Raw genomic sequence first — 23,989 nt, 5'->3', positions numbered from 1 at the left:
GACATCGCTTTGTCAGCGGATGTAATTACGGAAAAATTGCTTTATTATGTCATGCTTATTTCCAGTGCACTTGGCAAGCAACATTAAGTTTAAGGGAAGTCGATGAATAAATTGTGGGGCATGGTTATTCTCGCCCTGTATGGTGCCAGCGCAGGCGCCGTTTTTGCGCGCACAGCAGAGCTTGCGGCCAACACCGCTTCGGCGCAAGAGCACACAGATACCGATAAAAAACAGTTATCACAAAATATTAAGGTAGCGCACTGCTTAGCTGCTTCACGCCCTGCGCCTTGGCAAGCCCCTAACTTACCCTTGGGCCTAGTAGAAATTGTTTCCGACGATGTTGAATTAATAGGCCAAGATAGTGCTCAGTTTGATGGCAACGTCAACATCAATACGCGCACCATGAGCTTACAAGCGCAGTCAGCACTGATTGACAAACAACAAGGCTTATTAAATGCGACTGGGCCGCTAACTTACCGAGACGGTGTCTCTAAAATCACCAGTCGCGGCTTAAATGCAAGCTTAAACGACTCTAATATCAGCCTTCTTGGTGCCGATTATCAGCTCACTCAACAGCAAGGCCGTGGTGGCGCTGAACAATTACAGGTTAATGAGGACGCCTTAGAGCTGAGTAATGCCAGCTTCACGACCTGCCCGGTCGATAGCGAAACTTGGGCAATCAGCGCCGATAAAATCATTCTTTCGCAAAAAGAAGGTTGGGGTGAGACCTACGGTGCCACGCTGAAAATTTATGATACTCCGGTGTTGTATCTGCCCTACTTTACCTTTCCTATTGATGATAAACGCAAAACAGGGTTTTTAGCGCCACAGATTTCCAGCTCAAACCGATTTGGCGTGGAGACTATCACTCCTTACTACATCAACTTGGCTCCTAATTACGATCTCACATTAACGCCGCGCTATATGTCCAAAAAAGGCATTCAGCTGCAGTCTGAGTTTCGTTATTTAACCCCGAGCAGCCAAGGTTTGCTAGGGCTCGAATACTTAGATTCAGATAAAAGTGAGCGCGAACTTGGAAACCGTTATTTATTCCACTGGCAGCAGCAGAGCTACTTTAGTGATGTCTGGCGTGCAGGCGTAGATATTACGAATGTGAGTGACGATAACTACCTCACCGACCTGAATTCTAATTACGCCAATAAGACCGACACCCACTTAGCCCGTACGGGGATTCTTACCCATTTGGGTGAGCGTTGGCGCACCGATATACAATTGCAAGATTATGAAGTCCTGGGCGACCATCTTGAGTCCTACACAACCTTGCCTCGCATCGGTTTTACTCAGACAAATGCCTATAAATTGGGTTGGTTTGACGCCACAGTAAGCGGCGAGTTGAGCCATTTCCGTAACAGCACACGAACTATTGATGAAGCCACACGAGTGCACATAGAACCGCAACTGCGTTTTAGTGAAGAGCGTTATGCGTGGTCATTTCTCTCTGAGTTCAGTGTGCTGCACACTTATTATGACCAGCAAGGTAACCTTGAAGGGACGCAGTATGAGCAAACGGTAAACAGAACCCTACCGAAAGTTCGCCTATACAGCCAACTTAACTTCGAACGCGACACCAGTTTACTCGTCGAAGATGGTATTCAAACCCTGGAACCACAAATTCAATATTTGTACACCCCCAATAAAGACCAAAATAACATTGGCCTGTTTGATACCACCAAACTCCAAGACGACTTTTATGGCCTGTTCCGCGATCGTCGTTTCTCCGGTGTAGACCGCATCGCTGCGGCTAACCAAATTACCCTAGGGGCGACAACGCGTATTTTTGATAAACAAAATGAGGAATTATTTAACCTCAGTGTCGGGCAAATATTTTATCTCTCTGATTCTGCTAAACCCACAGAGCAAGACTTTGCCGGCGAAAACAATTACAACGCGTTATTCGCCGGTGAAGCCATGTGGCACTGGCACCGTCGTTGGTATCTCTCTGGCGGCATTCAGTACGACACCGATGGCAAGCAAATAATCCAATCCCATGTGACCCTAGATTATAAGGGCGACGATAATGAGTTGGTGCAGTTGAACCATCGCTATGCAAACGATGTCTCAGGGAATACAATTGAGCAAATAGGTATGTTTACCAGTGTCCCAATTGACGATAACTGGCAATTCGTGGCCAGCTACCACCGTGATATTGAAACCGGTCGTAGCATCGAAGTGTTCAGTGGTTTACAGTATGAGTCATGTTGTTGGGCAGTGCAGATCACTGGCCGCAGACAAATAGAAACGGACTTAAACCAAAGCATAAACCAAGAGCAAGCCATCTTCGACTCGGGGATCGGCATCAAATTTGTCCTTAAAGGACTTGGAGGCAAGAGCAGTTATGATGCACAAAAGTTACTTAGAGAAGGCATTTTTGGCTACCGTCGCCCCTATTTCCTTACCAATTAAAGCAATAAAAAGTATGAAATTCAGACGTTTTTTAGCAACAACTTTATTCGCCCTAGGGTTATCTCAGGGTGTACAAGCACAAGAACAACTTATTGACCAAGTCGTAGGTATCGTTAACGAAGGGGTGATCCTTGAAAGTGAAGTGGACGCCATTGTTAACCGAGTAAAAGCACAAGCCAAAGAAAGTGGTCAAGATCTTCCCACTGACAGTGCTTTACGTGTGCAAGCTATTGAGCGACTCGTCAATCAAACCTTACTGATGCAAATGGCCGACCGTATGGGCTTAGAAATCTCCGATGGCCAGCTTGATCAAACTCTTGCAACCATGGCTAAAGACCAAGGCGGTACCATTGCCGACATGCGTCGCTCTGTGGAAGCATCCGGTGAAAGCTTCGCCCAATTCCGTGAAGATATTCGTAAAGAGATCACCACTCAGCAGGTATTGCGCGCTAACGTCGATCGCCGTATCTACATTAGCTTGCAAGAGATTGAAAACCTTTTGCAAATTATGGAGCAGCAAGGCGGCAACAGTGAGGAATACGATATTGGCCACATTCTTATCGATATTCCCAGCTCTGCAACGCCAGAGGAAATTGCCAGTGCGCAAGACCGTGCAGCTAAAGTAATTGAATTACTTGAAGAAGGCCGAGAGTTTAAGCGTATCGCAATCGCCTCATCCAGTGGCTCTAAGGCGCTCGAAGGTGGACAGCTAGGGTGGATGAGCACCAATGAAATGCCTTCATTATTTGCCGAGGCAGTGAAAGGTAAGAAAAAAGACACGATTGTTGGCCCACTGCGCAGTGGCGCGGGCTTTCACATCATTAAAGTACAAGACGTGCGTGGCCGCCAAGTCGTAGAAACTGTCGAGATGCGCTCACGTCACATTCTTCTCAAGCCCTCAATTATATTGAGTGAAGAGAAAGCACGCTCAATGCTTGAAGGCTTTGTCAAAGACTTGCGTGCCGGTGATGCTGACTTTGCCGAATTGGCAAAAGAGTACTCTGAAGACCCGGGCTCAGCACTTAAAGGTGGTGAGTACGATTGGACCGACCCTACTACCTATGTGCCTGCGTTTCGCGATACGTTAATGTCGCTAGAAAAAGGCGAGATCAGTGAACCGTTCCGTTCCACTTTCGGCTGGCACATCGTGCAGCTGTTAGATAAACGCGTCGCCGATAAAACCGATTTAGCGAAGAAAAACCGTGCTCAGCAGCTGCTATATAATCGTAAGTTCAAAGAAGAGAGCTTTGCGTTCCAGCAGGAGATCCGCGAGCAAGCACACATTGAGATCTTCGCAGAGGATTAATGGTTATGACCTTACGTATCGCCATTACTCCAGGGGAGCCGGCTGGCATAGGCCCGGACTTATTGCTTGAATTAGCACAGCAGCAGTGGCCCGCACAACTGGTCGCTATTGCTGATGCTAAGCTATTGCAACAACGAGCCAAAGCCTTGGGTCTGCCGCTACGGTTAACGCCTTTTGATGAGCAAGCTCCTGCCCAGCCCAGCGCAGCGGGTGAGTTGTATATCCATCAAGTCGATTTAGCAACGCCTGTGGTGGCTGGTGAACTTGATGAGAAAAATGGCGAATACGTGCTTGATACTCTGCGTATCGCCTGTGAGAAAAACATGGATGGCACGTTCGATGCCATCGTCACAGGCCCAGTTCACAAAGGTATCATTAATAAAGCGGGAATTTCTTTCAGCGGGCACACCGAATATTTTGCACAACAATCAAATACCCCGGATGTCGTGATGCTGTTAGCAACACAAGGACTGCGAGTTGCGTTAGTCACCACGCACATCCCGTTGGCCTATGTAGCCAAAGCCATTACAGAAGAGCGCTTGAAAAAGGTAATTGGTATTCTTGAGCACGATTTACGTACTAAATTCGCAATTGCCAAACCCCGCATTTTAGTCTGTGGTTTAAACCCACACGCTGGCGAAGGCGGGCACCTTGGCCGTGAAGAAATTGAAGTGATCACTCCGACCTTGGAAGCGCTAAATCAACAAGGTATGAACTTAGTGGGCCCCCTTCCTGCAGACACCCTTTTCCAAGATAAATACCTCAATGAGGCGGATGCAGTACTAGCGATGTATCACGATCAGGGGTTGCCTGTGTTAAAATATAAGGGTTTTGGAAATTCCGTAAATATCACCCTTGGCCTTCCTTTTATTCGCACCTCAGTCGATCACGGCACTGCCCTTGACTTAGCTGCGAGTGGCCAAGCAGACGCTGGCAGTTTTCGCGTTGCTTTAAATGAAGCAATCAAAATGGCGAGCAAAAAAGCTAAGAGACAATGACAGATAAATTACACCTAGGCCACTATGCTCGAAAGCGATTCGGGCAAAACTTTCTTCATGACGAAACCGTCATTGATAAAATAGTCACCGCTATCGACCCGCGTCCGGGCGATAACCTAGTCGAGATTGGTCCAGGTTTGGGCGCAATCACCGAACCGGTGTGCGAATTGACCGACCACCTTAACGTGGTTGAGCTCGATAAAGACTTAGCCGAGCGCCTTATTCACCACCCTTTTATGGCACCGAAGCTAACGGTACATCAAGGCGATGCGATGAAATTCGATTTTTCCTCGCTGCTACGCAACGACGCCAAATTAAAAATATTTGGTAATCTGCCTTACAATGTTTCAACACCACTGCTATTCCACTTATTCAACTTTGTTGATGAGGTGGAGCATATGCACTTTATGCTGCAAAAAGAGGTGGTTAATCGTATGGTCGCAGGTCCTGGTAGCAAAGCCTTTGGCCGTTTGAGCGTAATGACACAATATTACTGCCATGCCATTCCTGTTATTGAAGTGCCGCCTAATTGCTTTAAACCAGCACCTAAGGTAGATTCGGCCGTGGTGCGCTTAGTGCCGAAAGACAAAGCACAACGCAGCGCTAAAGATACTAAGTTACTTAATACCGTGTGTTTAGAAGCGTTTAATCAGCGCCGTAAAACACTGCGAAATAGCTTGAGCAATTTATTGGATGAATCGCAGCTAAAAGGCCTAGGTATCGATCCAAGTTTGCGAGCAGAAAGCCTGAGTTTACAACAATTTATTGAGATTGCGAATTGGTTATATGACAACAAGCAGTAGTACAGATTCAGCGATTAAAGTGAATGTCGAGACCTTCTACGTTGAAGGTCAATCGGAGCCAGAGCAAGACAAATACGTATTTGCTTATAACATCACGATAAAGAATCACAGCCTGAGTAGCGCCAAGCTCGTCAGTCGTTATTGGCTTATCACCGACGCCAATGGCAAAGAAGTCGAGGTAGAAGGTGAAGGCGTGGTTGGCGAGCAGCCAACCATCGGCCCGGGTGAAAGTTACAGTTATACCAGTGGCGCAGTGTTGGAAACTCCCGTAGGCACCATGCAAGGCTACTACGTGATGCGCAGCGAATTTGGCAATGAGTTCCAGGCGCCCATTGATGTTTTCCGCCTAAACTGCCCCAACATTTTACACTAAGCTCATGGCGTTATACGCAATAGGTGATCTGCAAGGCTGTTATCATGAATTTGATGCACTGTTGCGGCGTGTTGATTTCAACCCCAGCCAAGATCATCTCTATTGTGTGGGTGATATCGTTGCGCGCGGTCCCGACTCGCTGTCATGTCTGCGCCGACTTGAGCAATTGCAAGGCAGTGTGAGTGTCACCTTAGGTAATCACGATTTACACCTACTGGCTTGTGCAGCATTAAATAAAGAACCCAACCCAAAAGATAAACTCGCCCCTTTATTTGCCGCCGATGATTTTGATTCCCTACTCGCGTTTTTACGTAACCAACCCTTAGCTCTTTGGTTAGCGCCGCTAAATACTCTGGTATGCCATGCTGGTTTGTCTCCACATTGGTCACTTGCGCAAGCTCTTGAGCAAGCGCAACAAGCGCAGCGCTGTTATCAAGGAAAAGACGCAGCCCATTATTTCGCGCACATGTACGAAAACAGACCTGTAAAATGGTGCGATTCTCTCAGCGAAATGGAAAAGTTTGTCTATACTATCAATAGTTTCACCCGCATGCGCTTTGTGGAACCCAGCGGTGCTTTAAACCTAAAAGAAAAAGGTAAACCAGGGTGTGATGATCAGCTTGTACCTTGGTTTGCTCACAGCCATCGTCAGCATGATGATTTTGACATTGTATTTGGGCATTGGGCGGCACTAGAAGGCAAAACCGGGCGAGATAATGTACATGCTTTGGACACAGGATGTGTTTGGGGTGGCAGCATGACTCTGATGGACTTGCAGAGTAAGAAAAAAGTTGTAAAGCAATGCGAATTTTTATCGCAATAAGCTGATAAAAACGCAAAAAGTTGTTACATTTTAGCAATAGTTACCTTAATTTATCCTTAATCCTGCCGATAAGTTAAGATATTTTATGTAGTTAGGAACATCTATGAAGCTTACTGTGAGTCAACGTATCTGGGGTGGATTCATCTTTATCACCCTCCTCCTTCTGGTTATAGGTGGCAACTCTCTTGTTCGCATTGCGAATATTGATAGCTCGACGCAAAGTGTTAACCAACTTTCTTTACCTGCTTTAGATAAAAGCTCTGAGCTACAAGTTGAATTTGTGCTCATGAGTAAAGCAGCACTGGGCGCCTACAATAGCGAGGATGAAAAGTCCCTTGCTGAGCTAAAACAAGCTTACAATAAAGAGCAAAAGCGCTTTGATAAGTCCATGGCGAGCCTTATGGATGTGGTTGCTAATGAGCCAGAATTAAAACAGCTCGCGCAAACCGTAGAAAAAACTTACACCCAGTTTGAGGGCCAAGTCACTCAGCTGTTTAGCAATAAAGCGAAAGCGCTGGCGCTTCGCAATACACTGCGCAGCCAGTTTGATGATATCGACTTAAACGCAGAAGATGCCATTTCTGTGGTTCTTGATATCTCTGACTTAGACGGCCTAGAAGAAGACTCACCTCGTGCTTACCAAGCAGTTACGCAATTGGAAAACAACCTCACCGCGATTGCCACCACAGGCAACGACATTCTGTCTGTTAAGAATAAGCAAACGCTGGAAATTATTAAGAACGACCAACTGTTTTACATGGACGAGCTTGAACGCTCAATGGGGCTGATTGAAGAAGCTGTAAGCGCTAAAGATGCGTCACTGTACAGTGATTTAAATACCTATGTGAGTACCATTAGCGATGCGGTTAAAGGCTCAAGTTCTCTTGCCGCAAACAAGTTGGAATTACTTAACACCTTAGATAAAACCACGGTTAATCTTGAAAACTCAGAAGTAACCACTGAGCAGGCGATCAAAAACCTGACCACCTTAGTGAAGCAAGTAAATAACCTTGCCTTCAAGCAACAAGAAGGTGTGCGTGCCGATGTCAGTGCCGCTAACCTGTGGACTTGGTTGGGCATGATCATAGCCACCATCATCGCAGTGATTGTTGCTTACTTCACCGTAAGCCGTATTACTAAACCATTGAGTGAAGTAAACAGCGTGCTTAATATTGTTGCCTCAGGAGATATGACGCAACGCTTAGACGACAGTGCACAAGATGAATTCGGTGAGCTGGCACGCAGTTGTAATACCCTAATTGACAGCTTGCGAGCTTTGATTCAAGGCATCATCTCGCGTTCTACGCAACTTGCTGCGGCATCAGAGCAGACGTCGACCATCACCTCTGAGTCAAGCCACGCAATTCAATCGCAGCGCGCTCAGGTAGAGCAAGCCGCGACTGCCACAACCGAAATGAGTAGTACTTCTCAGGCAGTGAACGACAGTGCTCAACAAGCATTAAGCGAGATTAAGAATGCCGACAGCGAAGCTAGTCGTGTTAAAGGGATCTCTAACCAAAACAAAGAAACTATCGAACAGTTGGCTATTGAAGTTGATAACGCCTCACAGGTTATTAATCAGCTGCATCAAGACAGCGCATCAATTGGCGGTATCTTGGATGTTATTCGTGGCATTGCCGAGCAAACTAACCTCCTAGCATTGAATGCTGCAATCGAAGCCGCACGAGCAGGCGAACAAGGGCGAGGCTTTGCCGTTGTAGCTGACGAAGTACGCTCGTTGGCAAGTAAGACACAAGAGTCGACGCAAGAGATTCAAAACATGATTGAATCGCTACAAACCGGAGCTCAAGCTGCTGTAGAAGCGATGTCGAAAGGCCGTCAACAAGCCGAGTCCTGTGTTGAGCAAAGTGAGCATGCGACCACTGCACTAGACTCAATCACTCACGCCGTTGCCACTGCACACGATGTGAGCGAGCAAATCTCATCGGCAGCGATGGAACAACAGCAAGTGTCGCAAGAAATAAGTGAGCGCTTGGAGCAAATTGTTTCTATCGCTGAGCAGACAGCTCAGGGGGCCGACCAGACTTCAGAGTCAAGTACTGAAGTGGCCAAGCTCGCTGAAGAGCTGCGCCAATCTGTAGACCGCTTTAAGGTTTAAACAGCCAAGTGCTGATGATAAGGGCCGCTTTAGCGGCCCTTTTTGTTGCTGCTTAATTATCCTCCCCTTCCTGGCTGTTCCCTTGCGTATAAATTTGCTACATTCACAAAGCTGCTAACAGAGGATAAAAATGATGAAAAACAAACTCGTTGCACTATTAATGATGTGCTCTATACCTTGCACAGTATTGGCACAAACCACAGTTATTCATAACATAAAAGGCTATACACCCACTCAAAAAGGCGAGCTTGAGACCTTTGCAACCTTAGTGATTAAAGATGGCCGAGTGATCAATCGCGGCAAAGCACAACTTAGTAAAAGCTACCCAGATGCAAAGCGCATCGACGGCCAAGGTAAGGTGCTACTTCCTGGCCTTATCGATGCACACGGTCATATCATTGGCTTAGGGCAAAACCTAATGCAGCTTGATTTACGCGGTGCAACCTCGGTTGCAGAGGTGGGAAAGCGTCTTCAAGCGTTCGCCGCACAGTCTGAACAGCCATGGATTATAGGTCGTGGCTGGAACCAGGAACTTTGGCCTGGAAAAACCTTCGCCAGTGCCGCAGATTTAGACAAGTTCGTAAGCGACAGACCCGTGGTATTAAGTCGCGTAGATGGTCATGCTATTTGGGTCAACTCCAAAGCCATGGAGTTAGCAGGTCTTGATAGTGAGGTAACAAGCCCAGCCGGGGGTGAGATAATACGCACTGCTCAAGGGAATCCGAGCGGCGTATTTATAGATAAAGCAGAGCAGTTGATCACAGCACACATTCCCAAGCGCAGCGAGAAAGCTCTCGCCACAGCCTTAGATAAAGCCGGTCAACATTTATTAAGCTTAGGTATTACCAGCGCCCATGATGCCGGCATCGACTTTGATACGTGGCAACTGTATAAACAACGCGCCAAAGACAACAATCTTCCGCTGCGCATTTACGCTATGCTCGGGGCCACTGATGACAAACTCGAGACCATGCTCAAAGCTGGTAAAGTCGATGATAATGAAGACATGTTGGCTATTCGCAGTGTGAAAGTGTACGCGGATGGCGCGCTAGGCTCTCGTGGCGCCGCCCTACTGCAAGACTATGCTGACAGAAAGGGGCATCGAGGCCTGATGCTTGAGGACCAACAACAGCTCGAGGATATTTTCAGTTTATGCTTTAAGCATGGTTTCTCCGCTCATACCCACGCTATAGGCGACAGAGCGAACCAAATAGTGCTTAACGCATACGAGAATGTCTTTAAACGCACAGGTGGTATTTTGCTACGTAACCGTATTGAGCATGCGCAAATTGTTGATACCGATGATATCCCGCGCTTTAAAGCACTTAAGATTATTCCTTCTATGCAGCCGGTTCATGCCACCTCTGATATGCATATGGCCGAGCAACGCTTGAGCGACTCACAACTAGCAGGCGCTTATGCGTGGCGCACATTTCTAGAGCAAGGCTCTCGTGTGGCAGCGGGTTCAGACTTTCCCGTGGAGCTTGCGAACCCTTTCCATGGTCTTTATAGCGCAATTACACGCCAAGACCACCAAGGCTTACCTGAGCAAGGTTGGCGCCCTAAAGAATTGCTCACGCGCGAGCAAGCTTTGCGAGCATTCACACTAGACGCTGCCTACAGCGCCTTCCAGGAGTTTAAGGTTGGCAGTTTAGAAAAAGGCAAGTGGGCAGATTTTATCCTTGTCGACACCGACATTATCCATGCCCCGGTGCAGCAGGTATGGCAAACCAAGGTGTTAGAAACTTGGTTGGCAGGCCAGCGTCGCTACCAGCGTCAGCCTGCGCTTTGACGTTTAGCCTGGGCTAATTTGTGCAAGTGATAGATGTTAACAACAGAGAGTAAGGCATTGGTCAGTGCCACTGGCCACGCCGCAATGGCGACCCCATAGGCAGTGAATGCGATACAGCCGGCGAGATTAAACCAACGCAGTTTCACGACATCGCTCATCGCCAGTGACGTTACTAATAAAGCAGAAGCGACATAGCCTAAATATTCCCAGGTCATTTGTTCTCTCCTCTGCTTTAAGTTAGCATAAACCTCGCTTGTTATAAGCCATTGTCGGCAACATCGCGAGAATAAGATAAAAAAGCCAATTCACACCACTGAGTAAAAACGAATAAGTAAACACGGGAATGATTAAACCTATGACGGACTCAGTCTCTGTGCGTAAATTGGCATAAAAAACGCTACATTTTCATCGTAGCGACATATTGGTGTAACAAAAAGGACAATTGTCCCAACGAGTTTTGACTATGTTTCAATATCATTTTTCTACCGACTTGGTAGAGCAGCTACTTCATTTCACTGGCAATCGCTACCAGCAGCAAAAAAAGGAAGTGCTATTACACCAAGATCAACCGCTTAAAAAGCTGGTACTGGTGCGCAGCGGTACCGTGTCTTTTAGCTACGATGTGGGCAATGGGCGACGTTTGCTCTTAGGTCAGCTTGATTGCAACAACACCCTGATTGGGGAAATAGAAGCGCTTAACAATCAGCCCTGTATCTATACCGTAACCTGCTTTAGCGATGTAAGTTATAACCTTATCGAGCTCAAGCATTGGCGCCAAGTATTATTAGAGAACCCCCAACTGAGCTTGTACACAGCGCAAACTATAGCCGCGAAGTTTCAGGAAAACCAAAAGGTTAACCTTGATAAACTGTTACTGCCGCTAAGCTATAATATTGCCAAAGATTGCTTAATGCGGGCACAAAACAACAACCCGACCTTGTTACGCGCCTATCCCACTGTGAGCGCCGAGGCTGAGCGCTTTGCTACCACGGAGCGGGCTTATCGACGCGTGGTTACCGAGCTGGTTGATAAAGGGCTTATTGTGCGCAGTAAAGAAGGCTTACAAACAATTGATGTGTCAGCTTTAGAGGAGTTTGTAGAAAGCTTCACGTAAGTGAGATCAGAGCATCAGCCTGCCCACTTGGGTTGTAAAAATGGGATAAAAAAAGCAGCTTACGCTGCTTTTTTTAATCGACTAATAAGTCTTTAATGTTGGCTAAATCCGATTTACCTTCAATCAATTCCTCGGGGGTTAACCCTGAAAGTTCATGAGGGAATACCAGCCACTCATCCGATTCATGGATGTAATAGTCAGGCTTCATAGGGACTTTGGTATTTTTCGGCTTATAGTATGGGCAAGCTACGCGAATATCTTTAGGCAGGTTCAAACGCATCAATTCTGCTAACTTTTCTTTTAATGCAAAAATACTGCGTCCTGAGTCGAAAACATCATCCACAATAAGGAGTGAATCACCCGCATTGGCATTTTCAATGATGTAATGCAAACCGTGTACTTTGATCTCTTTCGATTGCTTACCAATACCATAGTAAGAAGAGGTACGAACGGCGATATGATCGGTCTCTATCCCTTTATAATCATAAAACTCTTGTACAGCAATCCCAATAGGAGCACCACCGCGCCAAATACCAATAATAAAATCTGGACGGAAGCCGTCCTTATAGACTTGCGCAGCGACACGAAACGAATCTTCCAATAGTTGCTGTGCGGTAATATAAAGCTTATCTGACATAAGTTGCCCCTAGTTTGTGATAGCTGAAGTTGAACACTGTGCTTAGTGTGCCGCCACCAAACGATAACGTGTGGCGGCAAATTCTATCGCATTTTCAGAATAAATGCTCTAGCCTTGCACTGGCGATTGCTTTTTACTGGGTAAAACAAGATTGAGCACGATGCCAAATATGGCGCACAAGCTAACGCCTTGCAGGGCAAATTCATTACCACCTATTTGCATACCGCCAATACCCAACACCAAAATAAGTGCAATAATCACTAAGTTGCGTGGTTCACTCACATCTAAATCAGCCTTTAATAACGTTTTTAATCCAACCACAGCGATGGAGCCAAACAACAAAATCATAATGCCCCCCATTACTGGGACCGGAATAGTTTGCAAACCCGCCCCCATTTTGCCTATAAACGCCAGCAAAATCGCGATAACGGCGGTCCACGTCATAACCTTGGGATTGAAGTTCTTGGTCAGCATCACTGCACCGGTGACCTCTGAATAAGTAGTATTGGGCGGTCCGCCAATACTGGCAGCTAGGCTCGTCGCGACGCCATCTCCCATCAGTGTGCGGTGTAAGCCCGGTTTTTTTAGGTAGTCTTTACCGGTAACCTGACTAATAGCCATCATATCGCCAATATGTTCAATAGCAGGCGCAATGGCCACGGGGATCATAAACGCCACAGCCTGCCACTTAAATTCTGGCGCACTGAATGCGGGCACAGCGAGCCATTGAGCATTGTTGATCACCGCAAAATCGACTACGCCAAAGGCCAATGACAAGCCATAGCCAACAACAACCCCCGCTAAAATAGGCACTAAACGCCACACTCCTTTGCCAAACACAGCAAAAACCAGCGTTGCCACCAGAGCCGCCATGGATATCCACATTGCGTGATCATAGGCCACTAATTGGGCGCTGCCATCACCACTTTTGCCCATGGCCATATTCACTGCCACAGGTGCCAGCGCTAAACCGATGACCATGATCACCGGGCCGACAACCACCGGTGGAAGCACGCGGTGCAGCATGTCTGTGCCTTTCAAGCGAACAAGTACGCTCAGTAGCATGTAGGCGACACCTGCAGCCATTAACGCGCCCATGGTAGCGGCACTGCCATACAATTGGTTACAGGCAATGATAGGTGCGATAAAAGCAAAGGACGAAGCCAGAAATACCGGAACTTGCCCGCGAGTAATAAGCTGAAATGCCAATGTGCCAGCCCCGGCACTAAACAATGCGACGTTCGCATCAAGGCCTGTTAATAAAGGAACTAGAACCAAGGCGCCAAAGGCGACAAACAACATTTGCGCGCCGGTAAGGATGGTTTTAGGTGCAAATAAAGGCGTCATTAAACGGTACCAAAAATCTTGTCTCCGGCGTCTCCAAGCCCTGGCACAATGTATCCTTTTTCATTGAGGTGGTTATCAACTGATGCAGTATAAATATCAATATCTGGGTGTGCCGCCAGTGTCTTTTCTATCCCCTCTGGGGCAGCGACTAGCACGATCACTTTAATTTGTGTACAGCCTGCTTTTTTCAACATATCTAAGGTCGCAATCATTGAACCACCGGTGGCCAACATTGGATCGATAACTAGGCTCAGGCGCTCATCAATATTGCCGACCAGCTTTTCAAAGTAAGGCACCGGCTCTAAAGTTTCTTCATTGCGCTCAAGGCCAACAACACTTACTTTAGCTGCGGGGATCAGGTGCATCACCCCCTCTAGCATCCCCAAACCAGCGCGCAAAATAGGCACTACAGTAATCTTTTTACCTTTGATGCTTTGCACTGACAATTCATTTCCTTGCCATCCATCAATGGTTTTATCTTCTAACTCTAAGTTTTGAGTGGCCTCATACGTGAGTAAAGTACCCACTTCCGATGCTAACTCACGAAAACTTTTGGTACTAATGCCGTGTTCGCGCATTAAACCTAGCTTATGTTGAACAAGAGGATGATTGATTACATGAACTGCCATATTGATTTCCTGAAACGTTGTCGTAACTGCTATTTTATCTCAGTATAGGAAGAGAACTGAATGGCTATCGCCAATTATAGGCAAAAAAAAACCATGGACTTGGCCATGGTTTCTTTTTTGTAGACGGTGCTTAAAGACCGGCACGGTCCTTAATGGCTGCGATCAGCGGTGAACCTGCGTGATTGCTTGTTGCCCAATTTAAATCGGCGCCATCTTCTAGTGAACTTTTCGGTAAGCTTTTAATGATGTACTCGCCGGTGTCAACTGCGTTGCTCGCAACTGCGTGACGGACTAGGTTGTTGCCATTACACTTTACAGCATCGCTGATATCACGAATCTTAAGGCGTGCTGAGCGCAGCGTCTTACGTAAACGGTTTTTATCATCTGCAGCGATATACTCACAGATACTAATAGCTAGGCGATCATTCGCACTTGCAGGAGTGGTATACAGCGCACTTCCAGCTAATACGGCAGTAGCGATAAGCGTTGACATTAATTTCATTTGTAGCACCCTTTAATACTTTTTTCTTACAAAGTAGACTAATAGTTTACCAACAAGCACTAATTTTATCAATCAACTCACACTTCTTTATTAAGTGTAACAAACTCGTAGTTATGTGGATTCGTCGCATCTTTACTATGGCTAACCCGCTCTACACAGCGCCACCGGCCAACTTGCTCATAATCAGGGAAACGAGTGTCGCCTTCTACTTGCAAATCGATAAAGGTCAGATATAAGGATGAGGCTAAGGGTAAAAACTGCTCATAGATATGCCCGCCACCGATGACCATTACCTCTTCAACATCCTCAACTTGCGCTAGCGCTTGTTGCACCGACGTAACCACTTCGGCTCCTTCAAAAGCATAGTCTGAGTTGCGGGTGATGACAATATTGCGTCGTCCTGGAAGCGCTCGCCCAATAGACTCTAGCGTCTTACGACCCATAATAACGGGCTTACCTAAGGTCACTTGCTTAAAATGCTTTAAATCGGCTGGAAGATGCCATGGCATATCGTTGTCTTTGCCAATTATGCGGTCTTTGGCCATGGCCGCAATCATCGATATTTTCACTACAGATATCCTATATACAAAAGGGCGCAAGTGCGCCCTTCATAACAGTTGTTAACGTTCGTAAATGATCTCTACGTCGTAGTCGTCATCATCCCAATCGTCCCAATCATCGTCATCACTGTCTTTGGTGGCATGACGGTGGTAGGTGTCCCACTTAAACTCAACTTCTTCTTGTTCCTGCTCTTGCGCGAATTTTTCTTTCGGCATGGACTCAAGAAGTTGCATAATATCTTGGCATAATGCTTGGGTGTTCAAGCCGCTCGCCGCTGAGATTTTATAAATATCATGCTCGACACCCAGCTCATTAGCGATGCGGTTACATACCTCATCTACTTCGCTTTCATCGAGTAAATCAATCTTATTAAAGACTAACCAGCGCGGCTTGTCAGCCAACTTAGGGCTGTATTGGTGTAGCTCATTAATAATGGCAAACGCATTGTCTAAAGGGTCTGAGCCGTCAACAGGCAACACATCAATGATGTGTAATAACACTCGGCAACGCTCTAAGTGTTTCAAAAAGCGTATCCCTAAACCGGCACCATCAGACGCCCCTTCGATAAGCCCTGGAATATCAGCAATAACAAATGACTGCCCGGAGGCCGGGCGTACTACACCTAGGTTGGGTATCAAGGTCGTAAATGGATAATCAGCCACTTTCGGCTTGGCTGCGGAAACGCTGCGAATAAAGGTCGACTTACCGGCATTAGGTAAACCTAACAATCCCACATCAGCAAGCAACATCAATTCAAGCTTGAGATTACGTACTTCGCCAGGTGTTCCCAGGGTCTTTTGACGTGGTGCACGGTTGGTGCTTGATTTAAAGCGCGTGTTACCAAGGCCATGAAATCCACCTTTTGCTACCAGTAGTTTCTGTCCATGCTTGGTTAAATCCCCTAACCCCTCTTGCGTATCAACATCGGTGACTCGCGTGCCGACGGGCACTTTCAAGGTAAGGTCTTCACCTTTTTTACCTGTACAATTTCGGCTTTGGCCATTGGTACCACGTTGGGCCCGATGAAAACGCTCGAATTGGTAATCAATTAAGGTGTTAAGGTTTTCGTCTGCTTCTAAGTAGACGCTGCCACCATCACCGCCGTCGCCACCATCAGGGCCGCCGTCTGGGACATATTTTTCGCGTCGGAATGACACCACGCCGCTGCCGCCGTCGCCAGCTTCTGCACGGATTTCGACTTCATCAACAAATTTCATGATTTTTCACTTAGCGGATCTGCGATTGAATACCTGTATTATACAAGTTTATATGTATTGAAAACAAAAAACCCCGCAAAAGCGGGGTTTTTCTGTAAGCTGGGTTACTGATTATTCAGCAACGATGCTTACGTATTTGCGACCTAGGGGACCTTTTTGTTCGAATTGAACTTTACCATTTGATGTTGCAAATAGTGTGTGGTCTTTACCCATGCCTACGTTTGAACCCGCGTGGAAACGAGTACCACGTTGACGTACGATGATGTTACCCGCAAGAACTGATTCACCGCCAAAGCGCTTAACACCTAGACGTTTACTTTCTGAATCACGACCGTTACGAGTACTACCAGCTGCCTTCTTATGTGCCATCTTTCTGTACCTCTAAATTAAGCGCTAATGCCAGTGATTTTAACTTCAGTGAACCATTGACGATGGCCCATCTGCTTGCGAGAGTGCTTACGACGTCTAAACTTAACAATCTTCACTTTCTCGCCACGACCGTGAGAAACAACCTCAGCTGTTACTTTACCACCGTTTACGAACGGGGTACCGATCTCGATTTTCTCACCATCAGCAACTAAAAGTACTGTGTCAAATTCAACCGCTGCACCAGTTTCTACGTCTAGTTTCTCTAGACGAATTGTTTGACCTTCAGTCACACGGTGCTGTTTACCACCACTTTGGAAAACCGCGTACATAATTAACTCCGTCTGTGCGCCCTCAAATCGACGCAACTAAATATTCTTCAATAGGGCGCGAAGTCTACGCTAAAACGCCCGGCTTGACAAGCTGTTTTTTCAATAAAAACTTGAAAAAATGGCGTCGATGAGGACATGAAAAAAATTTTCCTTATTCTATCTGTTTTTAGCCCGTTGCCAAGCAGATTAAGCAGTTTTTAATCACTTTTTTTAGCTTTGGCTTATTTTTACTGCTAAAGCTTATAAAAATGATGCTTTGCTGGGAAAGTGTCGAGCAATGGCAAAAATTCATGTACAATTCATCGCGCATTTCCTTGAACAACCGACAGTGGGCACGGAGTTAAATGGATATAAAAGCTATCCAGACGCTTATCGCTGACGATATGAACAGCGTCAATCAGTTAATACATGCGCAGATGCAATCTGACGTCGCACTGGTTAACCAGCTTGGTTTATACATAGTAAATAGTGGCGGCAAACGCGTTCGCCCCATGTTAGCGCTGCTCGCAGCCCGGGCCTTAGGTTACCAAGGCGACAAACATGTCACCCTAGCGACTATCGTTGAGTTTATCCATACGGCGACCTTATTACATGATGACGTGGTAGATGAATCTGACTTACGTCGCGGCGAGCCTACCGCTAATGCCGAATTTGGTAACGCAGCCAGCGTGCTTGTGGGGGATTTTATCTATACCCGCTCTTTTCAGCTCATGGTCGGGTTAGGGCAAATGCGGATCATGGATATCTTGGCCGATGCCACCAATGTTATCGCCGAGGGCGAAGTTCTACAGCTAATGAACTGTAACGACCCAGATACCACTGAACAAAGCTATATGCAGGTCATCTATTCGAAGACCGCTAAACTGTTCGAAGCAGCCACTCAATTAGCAGCAGTGATCACCGAGCAAGACGCAAACGTTGAAGAGGCAATGCGCTTGTACGGTATGCACCTCGGTACGGCTTTCCAGCTCGTTGATGATGTGTTGGATTACAGTGCCGACGCCCACACGCTAGGCAAAAACATTGGTGATGACTTAGCTGAGGGTAAGCCGACGTTACCATTAATTTATGCTATGCAGCATGGCGAAGCGGCGCAGAAACAACAAATACGCGAAGCAATAGAGCAAGGAAATGGCTTAGATTACCTCGATGATATCTTGGCAACATTAACACAAACCAAAGCGCTTGATTTCACTATGCAGCGCGCTCAACAAGAAGCCGACAAAGCCATTTCGGCATTGGATTTTTTGCCTGAAAGCGCAGAGAAAGAGGCGCTTGTTGCCTTAGCGAATATCGCAGTCAAACGCGACCATTAATAGGTGCAAGTGAAAACACACTATAAGTAGTGCTTTGATAAAAGATTACTTAGATCGAAAAAGGCCAGCTAAGCTGGCCTTTTTTGAGCACGGTATAACTACTTATGCCATCGCATTTTGCAGCTTTTTCATCGCCGTTTTTTCTAGCTGGCGTACACGCTCTGCTGACACTTCATATTTTTGTGCCAACTCTTGTAGTGTCGCTTTCTCATCTGCAAGCCAACGCGATGTAACGATATCCTGCGAACGATCGTCCAGCGTTTTCAGTGCTGAGAATAAGCGTGCATGAGATTGCTCTTGCCATTGCTCCTGCTCTACACTTTCGGCTAAATCCGAAGCGTTGTCAGTTAAGTATTGCACTGGCGAATAGCTTTGCCCAACACTGTTATCATCTTCGTCAGCACTTAAATCGAAGCCCATATCTTGGCCGCTCATACGTGATTCCATTTCACGTACTTCTTTTTCACTAACGCCTAGCTCGCTGGCCACTGTGGCCACCTCTTCTTGGTTGAACCAACCTAGACGCTTTTTGTTTTTGCGTAGATTAAAGAACAGTTTACGCTGCGCTTTAGTGGTCGCAACTTTTACGATACGCCAGTTTTTAAGCACATATTCATGGATTTCAGCTTTGATCCAGTGTACGGCAAAAGACACCAAACGCACTCCCACACTGGGATCGAAACGTTTAACTGCTTTCATAAGGCCAATGTTACCCTCTTGGATTAGGTCTGATTGTGGCAAACCATAACCGCTGTAACTTTTGGCAATATGGGCGACAAAACGCAGATGCGACATAATCAGCTGCTTTGCAGCCTCTAGATCGCCTTCTTGTTGTAATCGAGTCGCTAACCGACGTTCTTCCTCGGCCTCGAGCATTGGGATGGTGCTAACAGCCTGCAAATATCCTTCGATGCTCGCGCTTTGTTGGCCAACCGTTAATGCCATTGCATTTAAATTCGTGCTCATTTTTCACCTCGGGTGATCAATCTGTCCATTTAATTTAGCACTCTTTAACGGAGAGTGCTAATCGCATTGTAACCTTTGACCTTATGCATATCAAGAAGTTCTACAAATCTTCTTAATGCGCTCTAACTTAATGATAAAAAAGGAAAATAAGTTGAGATATTCAATTGTAACTCACAAAAATGACAAAAGAATAACAACAACTTTTAAACTCAACCTAGCAAAGAAGCCCTGAATTAGAAGTGAACTATAGCACCGCTTCACGCACTTGCCACAAGCAAAGCTATGAGCATCACTTGATGAAACAACCGTGCTTACAAGCGGTGCCAGCCCATTAAACTTTATCCGGTTCAATTTCCTTGATATATCGACGCACAGATAAGTACGAACCACTAAAGCCCAAGATCACCGCTAAGCCAATAAGAATGAGGAATTCGTTCGCATCGAGCCCTTCTAGAATGAAGTTCGACTGGTATATTCCGGTCACTTGCACAACGGCCGATTCTAACCACCACATCATCAGCAGGTTGCAAATTAGCGCCACAAAGCCGCCAATAATGCCATACCAGATGCCTGTCCATAAGAATGGAGCTTGAATAAAGCCGTTGGTAGCACCAACTAACTTCATTACTTGAATTTCACTGCGCTTATCAATAATAGACAAGCGAATGGTATTGCCAATAATAAGAATGACAGAAGTGAGTAATAATAGGGCAATAGTGATTACGCTTTCCTTAAGAAGATTCAAAATTGCATTTAGACGCTCCAGCCACTCGATATCCAACTTGCCAAAGTCGACCTCTCGCTCTTGTTGTAATTTATCTAGTAGCGCATTAGCAGCATCTGCATTACGGAAGCGTTCACCCGGAGTGACCAGCACCACATCAGGCAAAGGGTTGTCATCCAAATAATCTAACGCATTAGCAAAGCCAGACACCTGTTTAAACTCTTTTAGCGCTTGGCGCTTGCTAATAAAGCGCACTTCTTCAACTTCTTTATAGAGCGCCAAACGTTTTACCAAACTTTGTGTTTGTTGCTCCGACATTTGTTCTTTAACAAATAAGGAAATCTCCGCTGCATTATCAAAGCCACTACTGACTTTCTGTACATTTTTAACGACTAAGTACAAAGTAGAAGGTAAGGTTAAGCTTAGTCCCAGTACGAGGATTGTCATCATTGATGCGGTTGGTGTACGCCACATCTCTCCTAAGCTCTGCACCCCTTGACGAATCGTATTAATAATACCGAAGTACATGCGTGCAACGGGCGAGTGGCCTTTGCGCTGATAATCAGTTTCCCGACCTTTAAATAATAGACTCATGAGAGCGCCTCCTGAGCCAGTGGATCACTGAGCAGACGGCCTTCTTTAAGCGTCAGGCTACGATATTTCATCCGCGCTATTAAACCAAGATCGTGAGTGGCGATAAGCACAGAAGTACCATGGCGGTTGAAGTCTTCAAATAATTGCAGAATTTCCATCGATAACTCTGGGTCTAAGTTACCTGTGGGCTCATCCGCGAGCAGCAAAGGTGGGGAGTTAACGATTGCGCGGGCTATGCCCACCCGTTGTTGTTCACCCCCAGAGAGAGTTGTTGGATTACAGCGGGCTTTATCACTGAGCCCCACTTTATCCAGCGCAGCATAGACACGCTTTTCTAATTGCTTGCGATGTGCCCCTTCAATAATCAGCGGTAACGCGACATTATCAAACACGGAGTAACGTTCAAGAAGTCGATGATTTTGAAAAATAATACCTATATCGCGGCGCACAAATGGAATTTGCTTTGCTTTGATAGCAGCGAGGTCTACGCCATTAATGGCGACTTTACCAGCTGAAGGGCGCTCCATTAAGCTAATAAGCTTAAGCAGCGTACTCTTACCAGCGCCACTGTGCCCGGTGAGAAAAGCCAACTCTCCTTTTTCGATATGAAAGCTGATTTTCTCTAAGGCTCGATGCCCCCCCGGGTAGGTTTTACTGACCTCTTGGAACTTTATCATTGTTATTATTTCCCAATGTTAGGGTAATTATTGTTCGTTGCTAAACAGCGCCTCTATAAAGTCATCACTTTTGAAAGTGCGCAAGTCATCGATGCTTTCACCCACACCAATATAGCGAATAGGTGTTTTAAACTGATCGGCTATGGCGAATATGACTCCCCCTTTCGCCGTGCCATCTAGTTTAGTCAAAGTGATACCGGTCAAACCAACGGCCTGATCAAATAGTTTTACTTGGCTTATCGCATTTTGACCTGTTCCCGCATCAATGGTCAACATCACTTCGTGGGGTGCTTCAGGGTCTATTTTTTTCATCACTCGCGCTATTTTTTCAAGCTCTTGCATTAGATTATCTTTATTTTGCAAGCGCCCGGCGGTGTCAGCAATCAGCACATCAACGTTGCGCGCTTTTGCAGCTTGGAAAGCATCAAAGACCACAGAAGCGCTATCAGCTCCGGTATGCTGCGCGATAACGGGAATATCATTACGCTCTCCCCACACCTGCAGTTGTTCTACCGCTGCTGCACGGAAGGTATCGCCCGCGGCAAGCATTACCGACTTCCCTTGTTGTTGATACTGTTTAGCAAGTTTACCTATGGTGGTGGTTTTACCGACACCATTAACACCGACCATAAGTATGACAAACGGTCCATCTTTGCCCTCAAGGTTTAATGGCTGCTCAGCACTTGCTAGCATTGTTGCCATCTCTTGCTTCAGTAGCTCATATAAAGCCTCGCCATCTTTGAGCTGCTTGCGATCTGCTGCATCGGTAAGGCTATCAATCAACTTCACGGTGGTATCAACACCGACATCGGCTGTTAGTAATTGTGTTTCTAACTCTTCGAATAATTCATCGTCAATTTTTTTGCCGCTAAATATAGACGCAAAGCCGGAGCCGATGTTTGATTTGGTTTTTAATAGCCCTTTTTTGAGTCGTGAGAAGAATCCTGGCTTTTTCTCAACTACGGCCGCTTTTTCTGCCTGTTCTTGGGCGAGGCGTTCTTGCTGTTCACGTTCTGCTTGTTCTTTAGCTAAACGCTCCTGCTCTTCACGCTCGGCTTGTTCTTTCGCTAAGCGCTCCTGCTGTTCGCGTTCTGCTTGTTCTTTCGCTAAACGCTCCTGCTGTTCACGCTCGGCTTGTTCTTTCGCTAAACGCTCCTGCTGTTCACGTTCTGCTTGTTCTTTAGCTAAGCGTTCCTGCTCTTCGCGTTCTGCTTGTTCTTTAGCTAAACGTTCCTGCTGTTCACGCTCTGCTTGTTCTTTAGCTAAGCGCTCCTGCTCTTCACGTTCTGCCTGTTCTTTAGCTAGGCGCTCCTGCTGTTCACGTTCTGCTTGTTCTTTCGCTAAACGTTCCTGCTGTTCACGTTCTGCCTGCCCTTTAGCTAGGCGCTCCTGCTCTTCACGCTCGGCTTGTTCTTTAACTAAACGCTCCTGCTCTTCACGTTCAGCTTGTTCTTTAGCTAAACGCTCCTGCTCTTCACGCTCGGCTTGTTCTTTCGCTAAGCGTTCCTGCTCTTCACGCTCAGCCTGCTCTTTTGCAAGGCGTTCCTGTTCTTCTTGTTTTGCTTGCTCTTCTTTTTTACCTAATCCAAACCAGGACAGAAACTTACTTTTTTTAGCCATTGTATGAAACCATATTTCCAGTCATGGCGATGCACTCGCCTTTTAAAGCGGCTGTCGTTAGCCACAAATATTATTTATAATTGTGCGTTATATTACCATTTTCCCAGCCTGTGGAAAAAGCATATAGTGAGTAAATGCATGTCCATCAATAGAAAAGCCGCAAAACCCGCGCATAAACGCACAACAAAAACAGGGCAAATACGCATTATTGGTGGTCAACATAGAGGCAGAAAGTTACCAGTACATGATATTGAAGGCCTAAGACCAACCACAGATCGCGTAAAAGAAACCGTTTTTAATTGGCTCATGATGGATATTCGTGATGCCCAGGTATTAGACTGCTTTGCAGGTGCCGGCAGTCTAGGGTTTGAAGCCCAATCGCGATTTGCCAAACAAGTGACTCTGTTTGAATTGGAGCCCAAAGCAGCACAGCAACTACACGACAACGCGGCACTCCTTAACATGCTAAACGTGAGTGTACAACAAGGGGATGCGTTATCTCTGTTAGCTCAACCAAGCAGTGCGGCTTATGATATTGCTTTTATTGACCCACCTTTTAATAAGGGACTCGCCTATAAATGTGCCCAAGCCTTGGAAGAAAATGGTTGGCTAGCTGACGATGCTTTAGTGTATGTGGAAGTGGAGGCGAATAACGCCGACTTCACTGCTCCTGATAACTGGCAGTTGCGAAAGGAAAAACGCGCTGGGCAAGCTTGGGGACGCTTATACCAGCGCATGTGATATGTGGC

The 23,989-nt window shown here is 46.3% G+C and carries 24 protein-coding genes; 11 read left to right on the top strand and 13 right to left on the bottom strand.

Going from position 1 to position 23,989, the window contains the following annotated elements; translation table 11 throughout:
• Positions 1 to 102: 102 nt before the first annotated feature.
• From lptD to FIU82_RS03065, 8 genes are all read left to right on the top strand, one after another.
• Positions 103 to 2,424 carry an LPS assembly protein LptD gene (lptD, locus tag FIU82_RS03100; RefSeq protein ID WP_235419334.1) on the top strand — a complete coding sequence of 774 codons (2,322 nt, stop codon included), beginning with the start codon at positions 103 to 105 and terminating at the stop codon, positions 2,422 to 2,424.
• A 13-nt stretch (positions 2,425 to 2,437) separates the two neighbouring features.
• Positions 2,438 to 3,730, top strand: coding sequence for a peptidylprolyl isomerase SurA (gene surA / locus FIU82_RS03095; protein WP_022946348.1), 1,293 nt, complete (start codon positions 2,438 to 2,440; stop codon positions 3,728 to 3,730).
• A 5-nt stretch (positions 3,731 to 3,735) separates the two neighbouring features.
• The gene (gene pdxA / locus FIU82_RS03090) at positions 3,736 to 4,728 is read left to right on the top strand and encodes a 4-hydroxythreonine-4-phosphate dehydrogenase PdxA (RefSeq protein WP_151173159.1); all 993 of its coding nucleotides are present in this window, start codon (positions 3,736 to 3,738) and stop codon (positions 4,726 to 4,728) included.
• Entirely contained in the window at positions 4,725 to 5,531 is an 807-nt protein-coding gene (gene rsmA / locus FIU82_RS03085) for a 16S rRNA (adenine(1518)-N(6)/adenine(1519)-N(6))-dimethyltransferase RsmA (RefSeq protein ID WP_022946350.1), read from the top strand. Before pdxA ends, rsmA begins: the two co-directional genes overlap by 4 nt.
• Positions 5,515 to 5,904, top strand: a complete 390-nt coding sequence (gene apaG / locus FIU82_RS03080; protein WP_022946351.1) for a Co2+/Mg2+ efflux protein ApaG — start codon at positions 5,515 to 5,517, stop codon at positions 5,902 to 5,904. The genes rsmA and apaG overlap by 17 nt, the downstream gene beginning before the upstream one ends.
• A 4-nt stretch (positions 5,905 to 5,908) precedes the next feature.
• The gene (locus FIU82_RS03075; RefSeq protein ID WP_152440313.1) at positions 5,909 to 6,727 is read left to right on the top strand and encodes a symmetrical bis(5'-nucleosyl)-tetraphosphatase; all 819 of its coding nucleotides are present in this window, start codon (positions 5,909 to 5,911) and stop codon (positions 6,725 to 6,727) included.
• 103 nt (positions 6,728 to 6,830) lie between these two features.
• The gene (locus FIU82_RS03070; protein WP_022946353.1) at positions 6,831 to 8,846 is read left to right on the top strand and encodes a methyl-accepting chemotaxis protein; all 2,016 of its coding nucleotides are present in this window, start codon (positions 6,831 to 6,833) and stop codon (positions 8,844 to 8,846) included.
• A gap of 130 nt (positions 8,847 to 8,976) precedes the next feature.
• Positions 8,977 to 10,638 (top strand): amidohydrolase, encoded by a 1,662-nt coding sequence (locus tag FIU82_RS03065; protein ID WP_152440312.1) that lies wholly within the window; start codon positions 8,977 to 8,979, stop codon positions 10,636 to 10,638.
• Here FIU82_RS03065 and FIU82_RS03060 read toward each other — a convergent pair.
• Positions 10,623 to 10,853, bottom strand: a complete 231-nt coding sequence (locus FIU82_RS03060) for a YgjV family protein (RefSeq protein WP_045979623.1) — start codon at positions 10,851 to 10,853, stop codon at positions 10,623 to 10,625. The genes FIU82_RS03065 and FIU82_RS03060 overlap by 16 nt on opposite strands.
• Before the next feature lie 248 nt (positions 10,854 to 11,101).
• Here FIU82_RS03060 and FIU82_RS03055 point away from each other — a divergent pair, with 248 nt between their 5' ends.
• On the top strand, positions 11,102 to 11,752 hold the full coding sequence (locus FIU82_RS03055; protein WP_022946356.1) for a Crp/Fnr family transcriptional regulator: 651 nt from the start codon (positions 11,102 to 11,104) through the stop codon (positions 11,750 to 11,752).
• A 73-nt stretch (positions 11,753 to 11,825) separates the two neighbouring features.
• On the opposite strand, the gene FIU82_RS03050 is transcribed toward FIU82_RS03055, so the two are convergent.
• From FIU82_RS03050 to rplU, 8 genes are all read right to left on the bottom strand, one after another.
• Complete coding sequence (locus FIU82_RS03050) at positions 11,826 to 12,389, bottom strand: phosphoribosyltransferase (RefSeq protein WP_022946357.1); 564 nt, start codon at positions 12,387 to 12,389, stop codon at positions 11,826 to 11,828.
• Between the two features lie 108 nt (positions 12,390 to 12,497).
• Positions 12,498 to 13,736, bottom strand: coding sequence for a uracil-xanthine permease family protein (locus tag FIU82_RS03045; RefSeq protein ID WP_152440311.1), 1,239 nt, complete (start codon positions 13,734 to 13,736; stop codon positions 12,498 to 12,500).
• Positions 13,736 to 14,365, bottom strand: a complete 630-nt coding sequence (upp, locus tag FIU82_RS03040; RefSeq protein ID WP_053911398.1) for a uracil phosphoribosyltransferase — start codon at positions 14,363 to 14,365, stop codon at positions 13,736 to 13,738. The genes FIU82_RS03045 and upp overlap by 1 nt, the downstream gene beginning before the upstream one ends.
• Before the next feature lie 130 nt (positions 14,366 to 14,495).
• The gene (locus FIU82_RS03035; RefSeq protein WP_022946360.1) at positions 14,496 to 14,867 is read right to left on the bottom strand and encodes a DUF3718 domain-containing protein; all 372 of its coding nucleotides are present in this window, start codon (positions 14,865 to 14,867) and stop codon (positions 14,496 to 14,498) included.
• Positions 14,868 to 14,944: 77 nt separating this feature from the next.
• A complete protein-coding gene (folA, locus tag FIU82_RS03030) occupies positions 14,945 to 15,436 on the bottom strand; it encodes a type 3 dihydrofolate reductase (RefSeq protein WP_026111312.1) in 492 nt (163 codons plus the stop codon).
• 51 nt (positions 15,437 to 15,487) lie between these two features.
• Positions 15,488 to 16,645 (bottom strand): Obg family GTPase CgtA, encoded by a 1,158-nt coding sequence (gene cgtA / locus FIU82_RS03025; protein WP_045979625.1) that lies wholly within the window; start codon positions 16,643 to 16,645, stop codon positions 15,488 to 15,490.
• Positions 16,646 to 16,756: 111 nt separating this feature from the next.
• A complete protein-coding gene (gene rpmA / locus FIU82_RS03020; protein WP_022946363.1) occupies positions 16,757 to 17,014 on the bottom strand; it encodes a 50S ribosomal protein L27 in 258 nt (85 codons plus the stop codon).
• 17 nt (positions 17,015 to 17,031) lie between these two features.
• Entirely contained in the window at positions 17,032 to 17,343 is a 312-nt protein-coding gene (gene rplU, locus FIU82_RS03015) for a 50S ribosomal protein L21 (RefSeq protein WP_022946364.1), read from the bottom strand.
• 344 nt (positions 17,344 to 17,687) lie between these two features.
• On the opposite strand from rplU, the gene ispB reads away from it, so the two are divergent.
• Positions 17,688 to 18,659 carry an octaprenyl diphosphate synthase gene (gene ispB, locus FIU82_RS03010; protein ID WP_152440310.1) on the top strand — a complete coding sequence of 324 codons (972 nt, stop codon included), beginning with the start codon at positions 17,688 to 17,690 and terminating at the stop codon, positions 18,657 to 18,659.
• A gap of 102 nt (positions 18,660 to 18,761) precedes the next feature.
• On the opposite strand, the gene rpoH is transcribed toward ispB, so the two are convergent.
• The 4 genes from rpoH to ftsY form a co-directional block, all read right to left on the bottom strand.
• Entirely contained in the window at positions 18,762 to 19,625 is an 864-nt protein-coding gene (gene rpoH, locus FIU82_RS03005; protein WP_138547946.1) for an RNA polymerase sigma factor RpoH, read from the bottom strand.
• Between the two features lie 331 nt (positions 19,626 to 19,956).
• Positions 19,957 to 20,943, bottom strand: coding sequence for a permease-like cell division protein FtsX (gene ftsX / locus FIU82_RS03000; RefSeq protein ID WP_138588391.1), 987 nt, complete (start codon positions 20,941 to 20,943; stop codon positions 19,957 to 19,959).
• Positions 20,940 to 21,620, bottom strand: coding sequence for a cell division ATP-binding protein FtsE (gene ftsE / locus FIU82_RS02995; RefSeq protein WP_022946369.1), 681 nt, complete (start codon positions 21,618 to 21,620; stop codon positions 20,940 to 20,942). Before ftsE ends, ftsX begins: the two co-directional genes overlap by 4 nt.
• A 27-nt stretch (positions 21,621 to 21,647) precedes the next feature.
• Positions 21,648 to 23,240: a signal recognition particle-docking protein FtsY gene (gene ftsY, locus FIU82_RS02990; RefSeq protein WP_152440309.1), complete on the bottom strand. Its 1,593-nt coding sequence runs from the start codon at positions 23,238 to 23,240 to the stop codon at positions 21,648 to 21,650.
• Positions 23,241 to 23,378: 138 nt separating this feature from the next.
• Here ftsY and rsmD point away from each other — a divergent pair, with 138 nt between their 5' ends.
• A complete protein-coding gene (gene rsmD, locus FIU82_RS02985; RefSeq protein WP_138509550.1) occupies positions 23,379 to 23,981 on the top strand; it encodes a 16S rRNA (guanine(966)-N(2))-methyltransferase RsmD in 603 nt (200 codons plus the stop codon).
• The last annotated feature ends 8 nt before the right edge of the window (positions 23,982 to 23,989 follow it).

It is taken from the genome of Pseudoalteromonas sp. THAF3 (genome assembly GCF_009363775.1).
Classification (GTDB): Bacteria; Pseudomonadota; Gammaproteobacteria; order Enterobacterales; family Alteromonadaceae; genus Pseudoalteromonas; species Pseudoalteromonas ruthenica.
This window is presented reverse-complemented; position numbering and strand designations above follow the sequence as displayed.